The 13,465-nt window shown below is 57.5% G+C and carries 11 protein-coding genes and 1 pseudogene; 4 read left to right on the top strand and 8 right to left on the bottom strand.

All coding sequences use genetic code 11. From position 1 onward, the window contains the following. Window positions 1-121: 121 nt before the first annotated feature. Both BGIM_RS68285 and BGIM_RS0112310 read left to right on the top strand, forming a co-directional pair. The gene (locus tag BGIM_RS68285; protein ID WP_202947254.1) at window positions 122-505 is read left to right on the top strand and encodes a four helix bundle protein; all 384 of its coding nucleotides are present in this window, start codon (window positions 122-124) and stop codon (window positions 503-505) included. Between the two features lie 492 nt (window positions 506-997). Continuing rightward, window positions 998-2,206, top strand: coding sequence for a hypothetical protein (locus tag BGIM_RS0112310; protein WP_020470076.1), 1,209 nt, complete (start codon window positions 998-1,000; stop codon window positions 2,204-2,206). Window positions 2,207-2,408: 202 nt separating this feature from the next. Here the strand turns inward: BGIM_RS0112310 and BGIM_RS0112305 are convergent, their stop codons facing one another. Beyond that, window positions 2,409-3,545 carry a TIGR03364 family FAD-dependent oxidoreductase gene (locus BGIM_RS0112305; protein ID WP_029629980.1) on the bottom strand — a complete coding sequence of 379 codons (1,137 nt, stop codon included), beginning with the start codon at window positions 3,543-3,545 and terminating at the stop codon, window positions 2,409-2,411. Between the two features lie 148 nt (window positions 3,546-3,693). Beyond that, window positions 3,694-4,803, bottom strand: coding sequence for a LacI family DNA-binding transcriptional regulator (locus BGIM_RS0112300; RefSeq protein ID WP_020470074.1), 1,110 nt, complete (start codon window positions 4,801-4,803; stop codon window positions 3,694-3,696). Between the two features lie 540 nt (window positions 4,804-5,343). Here BGIM_RS0112300 and phnX point away from each other — a divergent pair. Next, window positions 5,344-6,138: a phosphonoacetaldehyde hydrolase gene (gene phnX / locus BGIM_RS0112295; protein WP_020470073.1), complete on the top strand. Its 795-nt coding sequence runs from the start codon at window positions 5,344-5,346 to the stop codon at window positions 6,136-6,138. A 14-nt stretch (window positions 6,139-6,152) separates the two neighbouring features. Here phnX and leuS read toward each other — a convergent pair whose 3' ends face one another. Next, window positions 6,153-8,987, bottom strand: coding sequence for a leucine--tRNA ligase (gene leuS / locus BGIM_RS0112290; RefSeq protein ID WP_020470072.1), 2,835 nt, complete (start codon window positions 8,985-8,987; stop codon window positions 6,153-6,155). A 183-nt stretch (window positions 8,988-9,170) separates the two neighbouring features. Here leuS and BGIM_RS0112280 point away from each other — a divergent pair, with 183 nt between their 5' ends. After that, a complete protein-coding gene (locus tag BGIM_RS0112280; RefSeq protein WP_157368923.1) occupies window positions 9,171-9,470 on the top strand; it encodes a hypothetical protein in 300 nt (99 codons plus the stop codon). An 11-nt stretch (window positions 9,471-9,481) separates the two neighbouring features. Here the strand turns inward: BGIM_RS0112280 and BGIM_RS67080 are convergent, their stop codons facing one another. From BGIM_RS67080 to BGIM_RS68280, 5 genes and pseudogenes are all read right to left on the bottom strand, one after another. Next, window positions 9,482-9,739, bottom strand: coding sequence for a hypothetical protein (locus tag BGIM_RS67080; protein ID WP_238537613.1), 258 nt, complete (start codon window positions 9,737-9,739; stop codon window positions 9,482-9,484). A gap of 42 nt (window positions 9,740-9,781) precedes the next feature. Further along, entirely contained in the window at window positions 9,782-10,489 is a 708-nt protein-coding gene (locus BGIM_RS0112275; protein ID WP_020470069.1) for a phospholipase D-like domain-containing protein, read from the bottom strand. 84 nt (window positions 10,490-10,573) lie between these two features. Beyond that, on the bottom strand, window positions 10,574-11,842 hold the full coding sequence (locus BGIM_RS0112270; RefSeq protein WP_020470068.1) for a zinc ribbon domain-containing protein: 1,269 nt from the start codon (window positions 11,840-11,842) through the stop codon (window positions 10,574-10,576). A 37-nt stretch (window positions 11,843-11,879) separates the two neighbouring features. Further along, entirely contained in the window at window positions 11,880-12,716 is an 837-nt protein-coding gene (locus BGIM_RS67075; protein ID WP_238537612.1) for a hypothetical protein, read from the bottom strand. A gap of 579 nt (window positions 12,717-13,295) precedes the next feature. Next, window positions 13,296-13,382, bottom strand: a pseudogene (locus BGIM_RS68280) (MJ0042-type zinc finger domain-containing protein); the annotation flags it as partial. Window positions 13,383-13,465 lie beyond the last annotated feature (83 nt).

Raw genomic sequence — 13,465 nt, 5'->3', positions numbered from 1 at the left:
TTCACTGCCGACGAACTAGCATAATGCCCCAATGACCAATGACCAATTGGAAGCAGGGGAATTGGAATGGATGATGAACCGCTGAAAGAGCCAGAGCAGTGAAGATCGAAAGCCAAGGGTATTGAAGCCTCGTTATGATCTCGAAGAACGCACTGCAAAGTTTGGTGAGTGCGTCATCTCATTTTGCAAATCTGTTCCCAAGAATGTCATTACTCTTCCGTTGATCGGGCAATTGGTCCGTTCTGCCACAAGTGTTGGCGCGAACTATTGTGAAGCGGATGAATCGGTGTCGAAGAAAGAGTTTCGTCAAAAGATTGGCTACTGCACGAAGGAAGCGAGAGAAACAAAACATTGGCTGAGGATGATGGAGCCGCCGAGGATAGCATCAAAGCCCAAGCCCGTGAACTGTCGACGAAAGCCCACGCCCTCCATCGCATCTTTGCCGCCATTTGGCGTCGATCCCGCTCATAGCCCTTCTCCTCATGCACTCCTCCTTTCAAACTAGCCGCCCATTCAACGAATGGTTTGGTCATTGGTCATTGGTCATTGGTCATTGGTCATTGGAGACATTACGAGTTGGGCATTCAAGACGCCCTGATCCCATCATTCCCCGCCCCCGGACACCTCTTCCCACAAGAATCTCGCTTCCCAGTCAAAAAAAGTTGCCCACGACGACCTTGTTCCGCGACCCCCAAAAAGACCCTGATCGGCAGGGTTTGACACCCAAAAATGGCCCTCCGCATGGCGTAACCCGCGCCACCCCAACGCGCAATCGTGACATGCGCTCACATTGTTACGACCTCTCGGCGCGCACAAACCAGCAAACGCGCACGTAGCTTGCCTCTTTTTCGTGCGCAAACTAGTCTACTTTGCTTTCACATCCCGCGTACATGGGTCATATTCACGGTGTAAGTCGAACGACGGTGTCGGGTGTCGCGTCGGGAGTAAGACTGCGGACGACGACCGCGGACGACCACTAAGGAAACGGAGAGATTCCATGTTGAGTTTGCGTAAGCTCGTGTTTGCGGGTGCGCTCTTGGCAGTGGCCCCGTTCGCGATTTCGGCCGAAGAGCCGAAGGCGGCGGTCAAGGTCGAAACCAAGGCGGCTGAACCCAAGGTCATGCCGGCCGTGCCAGCCACCCCGGCTCCGGCCCCGGCGGTTGTGTCCAGCAGCACAGGTGCCTGTGCCACCCCGGCTCCGGCCCCGGCTTGTGCCCCGGCCACGATCAAGAAGACCGTGATGGTGCCGACCCAGGTTGAAGAAACCCGGACGGTGATGAAGCCGGTCACGAAGACGGAAACCTACACGGCCTACAAGACCGAAACCGTGCAGGAAAAGAAGTGGGTCGACGTGACGACCTACAAGACTGTCACCGAAACGGTGATGGAACCCCGGACGACCTGCACCAAGGTTCCGGTGTGGGAAGAAAAGTGTGTGACGGAATGTCGCAAGAAGATCGAGTGGGTCACGGAATGCAAGGAAACTTGCAAACTGGCCTTCGTCAAAGAATGCAAGACGATCAGCTGCGGCAGCGGTTGTTCGGACCCTTGTGATCCTTGTGCCAAACCCGGCCACAGCCTGAGCTTCAGCGTCTGCAAGCCGACGATCGTGAAGGACACCGTTCAGGTGTGCCGTCCGAAGTGCGTGACGGAACAAGTCCAGGTCATGAAGAAGGTCTGTTCGTACAAGACCGAAACATGCACCACGATGGTTCCGGTGTGCAAGACGAAGTGCGTGCCTTGCGTCGAGAAGAAAGAAATCGTCGAATGCAAGAAGGTGTGCGTGCCTTACACGGCCACCCGTAACGTGACCACCTGCGAAGCCGTCTGCGAAAAGGTGATGGTTTGCAAGATGGTCCCGACGATTGTTGAAGAAGCGGCTCCGGCCCCGGCTTGCGGTGCTCCGGCCTGCGGCGCTCCGGCTTGCGGGGCTCCGGCCAACGCTTGCGGCGCCCCGGCTTGTGGCGCCCCGGCCACGGCTTGCAGCACGCCTTCCTGCGGAGCTCCTTCTTGTGGCACGCCTTCCTGCGGCACCCCTTCTTGCGGGTCCCACAGCAGCTGCTTCAAGATGCCCAGCCTGTGCCTGCCGAAGCTGAGCTGCCCGACCATCAGCCTGCCGAAGCTGCACTGCCCGAGCTTCTGCCTGCCGAAGTTGAGCTGTGCTCCTAGCTGCTCCCCCGCCCCGAGCTGCGGCGGCTGCAACTAAGAAGTGATGTCTCTCGGATCTAAGTAATCTGAACTCTTGAAACCCTGCGGACGCAACCGCGGGGTTTCAGCGTTCAGGTAACTTCCGAACACTCGACACCCTGCGGACGCAACCGCAGGGTGTTGTCGTTTTGAGGGACAGGATGTTTTGGTGAATCGAACAACAAGAAGTGCCGCGCTGCTAATCCAGTTCACTTTTCAGATCAACACTTCCCCCACGCCGCCCACAGCTCGTCAGCATATGCAAAACTCAAGGTCATCCCCGCGCCGCCGGTGCCGGCAACAATATGGACATTCGGAGATGGCTCGGCCGTGAAGATCGGCTTGGAGGGATGCTTGCCGTAGATGCCGTTCCAATGTTGAGCGGGTTGCATGTCCGGCAGCCGGGCCATCGTGGCGAAGTAGTCGAGGATCAACTCGTCGATCCGGGCCTTGTCGAAGATTTCGATGTCCTGCTCATATTCATGGGAATCGCCAATCACCACTTCGCCGAGGGCATTTTGCGAGGCCATCACGTGGATGCCGTGCTTCACAATCTCCGGCATCTCCTCCGCGATCCGCTTCTTGAGGACGGGAAGCGAAAGGCAGTTGGCGAAAGCGGCGTAGTGAGTGAGCGTCAATCCCCCCGCCAGCATCGGCCCGATGCGGTGGCCGCCCGGTTGCGGGGCGGTTCGCATCATTTGAAGTTTGCAACGCCGGATGTCGGACGCGGCCAGTGTTTCGGGGTAGAGCGTTTGGAAGTCCGTCCCGGAGCAAACAACCGCCCGGCGAACCTGCCACCGTTCTCCGGTGGTGGTGGCTACCTCTGGCAAATTGATGGCTTGGATGGTGGTTCCGAACCGCAGCTTCACGCCGTATGTTTCTTGGAGAAACGCGGGCATCCGGGCGACAGCCTGCCGGGGGTCCACGCACACTTCGGTGGGACTCCACAATCCGCCGAGCAATCCCTTTGGATTAGTATCCGGTGATTTTTTCAGCGTTTCAGCCGGAGTCAGCAGCTTGGCCTCGAAACCCATTGCCGGGGCGACGGCGGCAAATTCCTCCAAGACGGCCAGCTCGTCTGGTCGATGAACAACATGCAACGAACCACACGGGTCATGCCAAATGCCCGCCTTTGCCGAAGCCTCAAGCCATCGTTCCCGGCTCCGCATGGCGCGGGCGTTCATCTCCCCGCCGGGTTGCCCGATTGGCCAGACCATGCCGAAGTTCCGGATCGACGCTCCTTGTGCCCGGTTGTCCCGCTCGAAGAGGACGACCGAGTTGCCTCCCCGCGCGGCCGCCCACGCCTGGGCCAGTCCGACAATTCCCGCCCCGATGATGGCCACGTCCGCTTGTTGCATGTTTTTGAATTCCGTGTCGGTAAATGAAAATGACACGATGACCGGGTGATTTGGCGAGAAAGCAACGAGCGAACTTGGCTGTTGCATGCTCACCGGGTCAACCGGCCATTTGTGTCAACGTGTCACGAACATAGATGAAAAGCTATTTTCACAACTTGATGCGTGAGGTGCTTTCCCGCACGATCAGCCGGCCCGGAGTGGTGACTTGAATCACCGGGGCGTGGGGGAGTTCGATTCGACGTTCAATCAGTTTGAATGCTTCGCGGGCAATGCCTTCGGCCGGTAGTTTGTAGGTCGTCACGCCGATCGCAAAGGCATCGCCAATGGGAAGGTCGTCGAACCCGGCGACGGCCACGTCTCCGGGAACAGTCAGCCCGCGGGACATCAGTTCCATGATGACGCCGATGGCCGTGTAGTCCTGATAGCAGATGACGCCGTCGGCCCGGAGCCGCAGGATTTGCTCGACGAGTTGATGGTAAGCCTGCCGGGCGGGGAGTTCCGAGTTTTGCGTGAGGACATACGACGGCATCCCGGCCTGGTGCATCCCCAACAGATAACCGGCCAGCCGGGCGTCGTGGCTGCTGGTGGGGGAACCGGTCACAAAGGCGATCCGATGACAGCCTTGTTTCACGAGATGGTCCGTCATGGCGAGGCCGCCGGCGAGATCGTCCCCGGAGACCAAGTCGTGTTGCAACAGACGGGAATGCCCCCGCAAGTTGCGTTCGAGCAGGACGACCGGAATGGATTCCTTGCGGCACGCGGCGACAAAGGTTTCGTCTTGGGAGGCCGTCGCCTCGCTCACCCGCGAGGGAAGCATGAACACTCCGGCGATTTTCTGGACGCGGGCTTGTTTGGCCAGTCGTTCGACTTCCCTCGGAGAGGCATCTGGGCCGAAGCAATAATGTTCCGTGTCCAATGTCGAACCAACATGCTCGGCGGCGGCGGCGAAACCTCCGAGCATGATGGCTGCCGTGGCGTTGTGCCACGGGCCGGGGCTAATACGCTGGCACAACGCAAACTGAGTGGTGACACCGTTGGCGCTGGCTTCGACAAAACAGCCGGAGCGCTCGACCGTGCGGATGATGCCCTTGTCTCGCAGCACTTGAAGCGCCCGCGAGGCGGTGACGATGGAGACGGCATGCTCCTCAGCCACATCCCGCACCGATGGAAACCGGCCGGACACCCATTCCCCGCGTTTGATGCGGGATTCAATGGTTTCGGCAATGAGCAGATATTTCGGCCGCGTGTCGGGTGTCATGCGATGACGAGTCTGGTTGGAGGCCTTCTGTTTACTATAAGACCGCTGATTCATGAGATCAAACAAATGAGACGAAGGTTGTTTTAATTTCTGTACTATACAGAATGGTGCGAAGCCATTCTGCCCTTTTGATAACCCTTGGTCATCTTCTTGAACTAATTTATACCGATCTTACATATCAATTTTGCTTCAAACCAACGAAATTCAACAGTTCTTCATAAAGACCAATGTTGAACCTTTGGTCGATTGCCATATTATTTCAGAAATGAAAATTGCCAAAATTGTATAGCACAGAATGTGGTCGAAGTCTGAATGCCGAGGATCTTCTTGCGGGTGAATGCAGATCAAAGACCAACGGAAATGCCCAAAGACGATCCAAGTCTCATGCGTGCGCGGAGTTCGTCACATGTAGAAAAGCTTGGGCAATTGAAGTGAGACTTCCTCTGGGGCTCGCGCGACTTGGCTCGTCTTTGGCTTGCTGGGAATTCCAACAAGTCCTTGCCTAAAATTACTTTCACACTCTCTGAGGTTGAGGCAGTCGTGTCATCTCTCATCAAACTGGTGGTGTTCGATTGGGCGGGGACGACCGTTGATTTCGGGTCGTATGCCCCGGTGGTTCCGTTCACCCAGGCGATGGCGAAACACGGGATGACCGTCACGCCGGCCGAGGTGCGCGGGCCGATGGGGTTGCACAAGCGGGATCACCTTCGGCTGTTGATGCAACTGCCTGCTTCCAAGAAGGCATTCCACCATCAACACGGCCGGGATTGGATCGAAGCCGATGTCGAAAAGATTTACCAGCAAGATTTGATCCCCATTCAAATGGCCGCTCTGGAGGGGCATTCGGAATTGCTTCCCCACGTTTTGGACACAGTGGAAACACTCCGCACACGGGGAATCAAGATCGGCACCTCCACCGGCTACTTCCGGGAAGCGGCCTTGGTGGTGTTTGCCTCCGCGAAGAAGCAGGGATATGTGCCCGACTGTAACATTCTTCCCGATGATGTGCCGCAGGCCCGCCCGGCGCCGTGGATGATTTTCCGGAACATGGAGACACTCAATGTCTTCCCGCCGACGGCCGTTGTCAAAGTGGGTGATACCCCATCCGACATGGCCGAGGCCAGAAACGCCGGATGCTGGGCTATCGGCGTGCTGGCGACGGGCAGCGAAGTGGGCGTGACCAAGCCGGAATGGCAGAATGCCTCCGCCGCTCAGCGAGAAACTTGGTTGAAGACGGCCCGCGAAAAGATGATGGCCGCCGGCGCCCACGACACGATTGACACGATGGAAGACCTCCCGGAAAAGATCCGGGAGTTGGAAACAAAAATGAACTGACACCGGCCGGATGGTCAGATCACAATGCTGACCATCTGACGCGGTTTGGCGATCACTTTTCGCACGGGCTTCCCGGCTAGTTGTTCCAGCACCTTCGGATCGGCCAGGGCCATCTTTTCCAGCGTGGCGGCATCCGCGTCGGCCGGGACGAGCAGCTTGGCCTTCACCTTGCCGTTGATCTGCACTGGCAATTCGATTTCATCCTCCCGCACCAGCGATTCGTCATATACCGGCCACGGTTCATACGCCAGCGTGTTCGAGTTGCCCAATACTTCCCAGAATTCCTCGGCCACATGCGGGGCATACGGGGCCAGGAGCAACACGAACGTCTTTAGCGTGGACAGCGGCCGCACTTCGACTTTGGCGGTCAGATGGTTGGTGAACTCCATCATCGCCGCAATGCCGGTGTTGAAACGCAAACCCTCGGTGTCTTCGGTGACTTTCTTGATGGCCTTGTGCAACAATTTGAGCGTCTCGGCATCCGGCGGCACATCCTGCACGCTCGGGTGCAATGTCGGCGTCTCGGCCGTGTCGTCAATGATCAACCGCCACACCCGGCTGAGGAAGCGGTACACCCCTTCGACCCCGCGCATGTTCCACGGCTTCATCGCCTCCAACGGACCCATGAACATTTCATAGAGCCGCAACGAATCGGCCCCGTATTGGTTTACAACAGTGTCCGGGTTGACCACGTTGCCACGGCTCTTAGACATCTTGAACGCGCGAGCGTCCACGCGAATGTCCGGCTTCGCCTTCAACACAAAGCTCTCGCCCTGTTTCTCCACTTGATCTTCGGGGAGTTTGACAAGCGACAAAGCCGCCGGATTTTTCCCCTTGGTTGTGGCGGAACTGCCGTCAAAGGAAACATCCTTGGCGCTCAACCATTCATCACCGGTGACATCGACAAAGTTCCGGGCGGCCGCTTCTGTTGTCTGAGTTCGGGCAAAGCCGGTCCATTCCGTTTCACCCAAGATCAGCCCTTGATTTACCAGCCGGTGGAACGGTTCCGGGCATGGCACATGTCCGCGATCAAACAAGACTTTGTGCCAGAAGCGGGAGTAGAGCAAATGCAACACGGCATGCTCGGCCCCGCCGACGTACAGATCCACGGGGAGCCAATGCTTCACCTTGGCGGGATCGCAGAAGGCGTTCGGGTTCTTCGGGTCGAGGTAGCGCAGGTAATACCAGCACGAACCGGCCCATTGTGGCATCGTGTTCGTTTCGCGCTGGTAGGTTTTGCCATTGCGGGTGACCTTCACCCAATCTTGAGCCTTCACCAACGGCCCCTCCGGGCTGCCGGTCGGCTTGAAGTCTTCCAGTTCCGGCAGGCGCAATGGCAGATCGGCGGCCGTCAGGGGTTCGATGACTCCGGTGCGGTTCCCCTCGGCATCCACTTCATGCAGAATCGGGAACGGCTCGCCCCAATAGCGCTGCCGACTGAACAGCCAGTCGCGGAGTTTGTAATTCACCTTCCGAGTGCCGAGCCCCTTCGCTTGCAGATCGGCGATGATCTTTTCCTTCGCCTCGGCGGTCGGCAATCCATCGAGCGGGCCGGAGTTGCAGGCGACGCCCTCTTCGCAATAGGCCACCTTCAAATCATCAGTCGTTGATTTGGTTTTCTTCAGCCACTCCGGCGTCGGCGTCACGACCACCTGAATCGGCAGGCCGAATTGTTTGGCGAACTCGAAGTCCCGCTCATCGTGACCGGGGACGGCCATGATCGCCCCGGTGCCGTACCCGGCCAGCACATAATCGGCGATCCAGATCGGAATGTCCTTGCCGTTCACCGGGTTGACGGCGAACGCCCCGGTGAACACGCCGGTTTTGGTCTTTGCCATTTCGGTGCGTTCAAAGTCGCTCTTGCGACTGGCCGCTTCCTGATAGGCGGTAACGGCGGCTTTCTGTTCCGGCGTGGTGATGCCCTCCAACAGCGGATGCTCCGGGGAAAGCACCATGTAGGTTGCCCCGTACAGCGTGTCCGGCCGGGTGGTGAAGACCATCACACAAGCATCGCGGCCGGAAATGCGAAACTCAACCTCGGCCCCGATGGATTTGCCGATCCAGTTCTTTTGCATCGTCTTGATGCTTTCGGACCAGTCGAGCGGTTCCAGATCGTCGAGCAACCGCTCGGCATATTCGGTGATGCGCAGAATCCATTGCCGCAGTGGCCGACGTTCCACGGGGAACCCGCCGACTTCCGACTTGCCGTCGATGACTTCTTCGTTCGCCAGCACCGTCCCCAAGCCGGGACACCAGTTCACCGGGTTGTTCGCCTGAAACGCGAGCCGCTTGGAATCGCGGTACTTGGCAACGGCGGCTTCCCCTTGCGAAGCCACTTCTGCGGGGATCGGCAACTCGGAAATGGACCGCCCCTTCTTGGCGGCGTGGTCATACCAGGTGTCGTAGAGTTCCAGGAAGATCCACTGGGTCCACTTCACGTATTCCGGGTCGGTGGTGTCCACCTCCCGATCCCAATCGTAGCTGAAGCCGAGGGATTTGATTTGTCGGCGAAAGTTGGTGATGTTGGCCTGCGTCGTGATACGCGGGTGGACATTGTTCTTGATCGCATACTGCTCGGCCGGCAACCCGAAGGCATCCCACCCGATGGGGTGCATCACATGGTAACCGCGCATCCGCCGAAAGCGGGCGAGAATATCCGTGGCCGTGTACCCCTCCGGATGGCCGACATGCAACCCGGCGCCGCTGGGATACGGAAACATGTCAAGGATGTAGATCTTGGGCTTCCCCGCCACTTCCGGGGCATCCGGATCGGGACATCGAAACGTCTTGCGGGTTTCCCAATACTGTTGCCACTTCGGTTCAACGGCCCGCGGATTGTAATTCGGCATCAGATCAACGTTTCTCGTTGCTAGTTTCAGGTTTCTCGATCAAGGGAGATAGTTTATCGAGAGAGAGCAACGGGAAAGGGGGTTCGGGCAGGTCGATATGCTCAACCGAGGGAAACGCCGATGTTGCCCGGCTTGGAAAAATGATATGATCGAAATGGAACGCCCGGTGTCGGAGAACAAACAATGCCAACAGGTCTCATTCAAGAAGGCTCAATAGTTTCAGACATGGAATTGCTCTCAGCCGAAGAGCGGCAGGTATTGCACCGCCTTTTGAAGCGACTGACAGTAACAGCCCCCGGTCGAATGATCGGCGTGAAGGGGGATGGCCCCGCCGAGGAAGATTTGTTTTTTGTGCCAATGTCCACCGATTGGAAACATCTGCCACCGGATGCTCCGGGAGTGGACTGGGTCGAATATCGTCGGCGACTGGCTACTCCGAGCGAGTTTGTCAAACTGGGCGAATGCACGATCGAAATAGATTGATGCGGCCAAATTCAAGCTGTCTCAATGGCCACGAACAAAACTTGATATCCCCTCGCTGTCGGACACACTTCCACTCGCAATGACTGATCTGAAGGCAGGCTGAGCGAGTATGTTGTCCCGCTTTGATGTCCTTCGTGGATAAATTTCTTCACGAGGGCTTTTGCCTGCGATCTAACCCAATCATCCACTGAACAGGGAAGCCGGGCGGTGTTCAAATACCGAAGAACATCCGTATAGGCTTGGAAATCGATGTGGACGCTTTTAGGCATCGTTTCTACCTTCGATGATTTCCGCGAGCGCATTCATCTCACTCAAGCCTCCCGCAGTTTCTCCCATAATAGCTCAAACCGATCGGCGAAGGCTTTCACCAGCGCCGGGTCCGGGGTGACAATCAAGTTCTCTTCGTTGTTCTCGCTGGCGCTGCGGGTCCAGTTGAAACTGCCGTTGAGCAGCAGCCGATTGTCGAAGATGGCGTATTTGTGGTGCATGTGGGCCGGGTTGCCGATGTCCATTTTGCATGGAATGCCCGCGTCAACCAGACGGCCGATGTCCGAGCCGAGATCGCGGGATTTTTCGTCGTCCGTCAGCACCCGGACTTTGACGCCCCGTTGATGAGTCTGGATGATTGCCCGCGTGATGCGGTCATCCGTGATCGTGAACACACAGACGTCGGCGGTTTGCTTCGCCATCTGGAATTCATGAAGGACTTCCTGCACGCAGGTCAATCCGGGGCTGAAGAAAGCTCGTGAAGAGAGTTGAACGGTCGCGTGTGTTTTCGCTTCCGGGGGCCGGGCAAAGATCTTGTTGACTTCCTCCAGCCAGTTCAGCACGGTGGCCGGATTGCCATTCGCCATGACTTCGCGGGCCAGCGCAAAACACCGGCTCCGGGCCAGCGACCGTTCATGGTCATCTTCGGCATGAAGCACGGCCCAATCGGCCAGAACCTTCCGTTCGGCTGTTTGAAGCTGACCGTCGGCCACGGTTCGCCGAAGCAAATCATCCAGTTGGGAAACACTCACGCCAGCACACCCTTCACCACTTTGCCGTGGACATCTTTCATACGAGATTGCCGGCTCCGACGGAAGCATGGCAAACTTTCGTGGTCAAAGGCCGCGACGGATGCGTCTGGCAAATCGTTCCAGTTCGGCAGTGGGAATGCTGAATGTGGAGATGAGTTTGCTGCCATCGATGCCGGTGGCATACGAGTCGAAAATGATTCGGAGCAGATACGTTTCCGGATCACGAGCGTTTCGCTTGGACAGTTTTTCTCGCATAAACTTGTCGCGGCAGGTCTGGTCCAACTCGCTGGCGAGTTTGGCTTTCTCCGGAGTTGAGAAATCACCCTCGCAGGTCATTTCGATGGAATTGGCGGAGACCTTGGTGGACAGACGCGCGGCCTTCACCAGAGGATACGGCTCGGCCGGCCGGCCGAACTCCAGAGGCTGATGGAAGTCCCACGGCGATTCCGGCTGGGCGGCCGGGCCGACGGCGGCCACCCAAAACGGTCCAGTCGTGGATTTGACGGATTTCAGCAGTTCCTGGCTGAACCGGATGTTGGCCGATTTTCTCTGGATGGCGTCGAGCAAGAATTGCTGGTTCGACGAGACGAGCACAATCTTGTCCGTCGGATTATAGAGCCACATCCGGTCATTCAAGGACATGTATTTGATGCTACCCGACTTCTGGACCTTTGCCTTGCCGGAGCGGATGGCCGGGTTCGGATCGTAAAGGGTTTTCAGCCGCATGACCAGGAGGGGGGTTATCTTGTCGTCCGCTTCCTGTCGGATGGCGGCAACGATTGTTTCCACGTCGCCCAAGTCAAACCCGGCGTCGCGGTAATCGCTGTTGTTCTCCTTCGCCACAATGCTTTCGATGAAATTGTTGGAGGCCAGCGCCGTCATGTCGGCCCCCATCACGGCATCCGTGTCGGCGGGTGCCCACAGAAGCAGGTCGTTTTGCTGGCTCGGGGTTGACAAACCAAGCTCATAGTCAAGATCAACGTGCTTCACTGCCCGAACAACGAAGAAGGCTCCGACTGTCAAGCCAATCAATCCAATGGCGATGCTGAGCAACGGCAGCCATTTCCGTCGGCGGGCAACCGGGGGCACATAGCCCATCGGCCTCGGTTCGCCAGCGTTCCGTGATGGTGGCAGAAGAGTCGCCGCTGAGTCTTTCTCATCCGGGAGCAATTGGGCGACCGGCAAAGGCCGGCTCCGGTCGGCGGCCGGTTCCGATTCCTCGACCCACATGGAGGTGGCCGGCGTCATCAGAGATTGTCCGCACTTGAGGCACGGCACTCGCTTCGCCATCGGGATCGGCTTCTTGCTCGAAAACACCGACTGACAATGGGGGCAACGAATGCGGACAACCATGAGAACATCTCACGCGGGCGCGGAAAAAGCAAAAGAATCACATGTCGGCTTCGATGGCATCGAGAGCCTGTTTGGCGGCGTCCCGGATCTGCGGATACGTGGATAGCTTGAGATCTTTGATACGTTCGGCCAAGTGTTTTGATTCTTGTGGGTGCCTCTTGACCAAGGCCAGGGAAACGAGAACATAAGGACCCGTTTTGATTTCAGATTCAATCGCGGCGATTAATTTTTTGACTCGCTCTTTGCGTTGACCAGCCCAATCATCGGCAAGTTTTGTTGCGGGTTCCCATTGCAAAATGCCACGCCACGGAGCGGCCTCCGGATATTCCACCTTTGCCAATTGTTCCAATTCAAGATATTTGATGAGGCAATCAAACGCCGCTTCATTTGACTCATCAATCATCTGGATCGCCGCGAAAACTTCAATGGAAAATAGATAGTTTTTGGCCCTATCAGGGTCCAATCTGAACGAAGCGCCTTCGCTCATATAGTTGGCGATGAAGTCCTTGATTTCATGAGACATTCGGTGAATGAGGAAATTTTGCACACACTTTGCTTCCTTGCCAAGTAGACCGAGTTTCTTAACCGAATTGCTGCGATCTCTCACTGTGGGGTCGAGGACCATTGAAGCCACCAGCGGATAGATCTTTGGATGAATCTTTTCAATGGCTCTCAAGGCGGCCTTGGTGATCTCTTCTGAATCTTCGATCAGGCAATTGCAAACGGCGGTCGCGGCAGGTTCGGCCGCTTCGCCCTTTTGGGCCAAGGCTTCCAACGCGGCGATTTTTACCTTGGCGTCCTTGTGGCGAAGCTTTTCAGCCAAGCCGGCGAGTTCGGCGGGTAGCGGCATGTCTGGCTTGGGCTTTTTGGCCACGGGTGTTTCCGGCCGGGCGTCGTTATTCTCAACCGGGTTGGCTGGCTTGTCTTTGCCCAAAGGCCGATGCGCCATTTTGGGGAGAGTGGCCGCTTCCGTCGGTTGTGCCGGCTTGGTGACTGGCTCATCTTTGACGGCCGGTTTGGGTTCGTCCGGATCGATGATCTCGATTCGCTTTCGCCCGTCTTCGCTTGGCTTGCCGCGATCAGCCACGGCCGTGTCCCCGCCCGGTTTGGGGCGTGTGACAAGCCAGTAGGCAAGGCCGCCCCCGCTGGCCGTGACGAGAATCATGGCGGCAACCGTGACGGGGATGAGGCGTGAATTTTTCCGAACAGGCGGCGGAGATGAAAGTCCTTCAGACCGAATGTGTTGCGGCGGCGCGGCCCGGGCCGCCGGAGATGATGCTTGCCGAGGCTCCGGAAGCAGTTCCGCAATGATTGTCCCGCGGCGAGGCGGCTCTTGATGAGCAACCGAAGGTTCGGGCGATGCAGGCGTCTGCCGGCCGGATGGGATGAACGGCCCGAGTTTCTGGGCCGCCACCGGATCAGAGCGTAGCGGCACATTCACAAACGTCGGACACTTCTTGCACATAATCTCTTTGCCCGCGCTTGCGGCGTTGATCCGGTACGCGGTTTCGCAATTCGGGCAGCGAAATTCAATGGGCATGGCAATATCCCGATGAAATGGGATGGCGGGTCAAGTCTGTTCCTCACATATGACTAACAGTCTGACCGTCTGAAGTAAAGCAG

Source organism: Zavarzinella formosa DSM 19928, assembly GCF_000255705.1.
Classification (GTDB): domain Bacteria; phylum Planctomycetota; class Planctomycetia; order Gemmatales; family Gemmataceae; genus Zavarzinella; species Zavarzinella formosa.
Note: the sequence above shows the minus strand (reverse complement) of the source record. Positions and strands in the feature narration are given on the sequence as shown.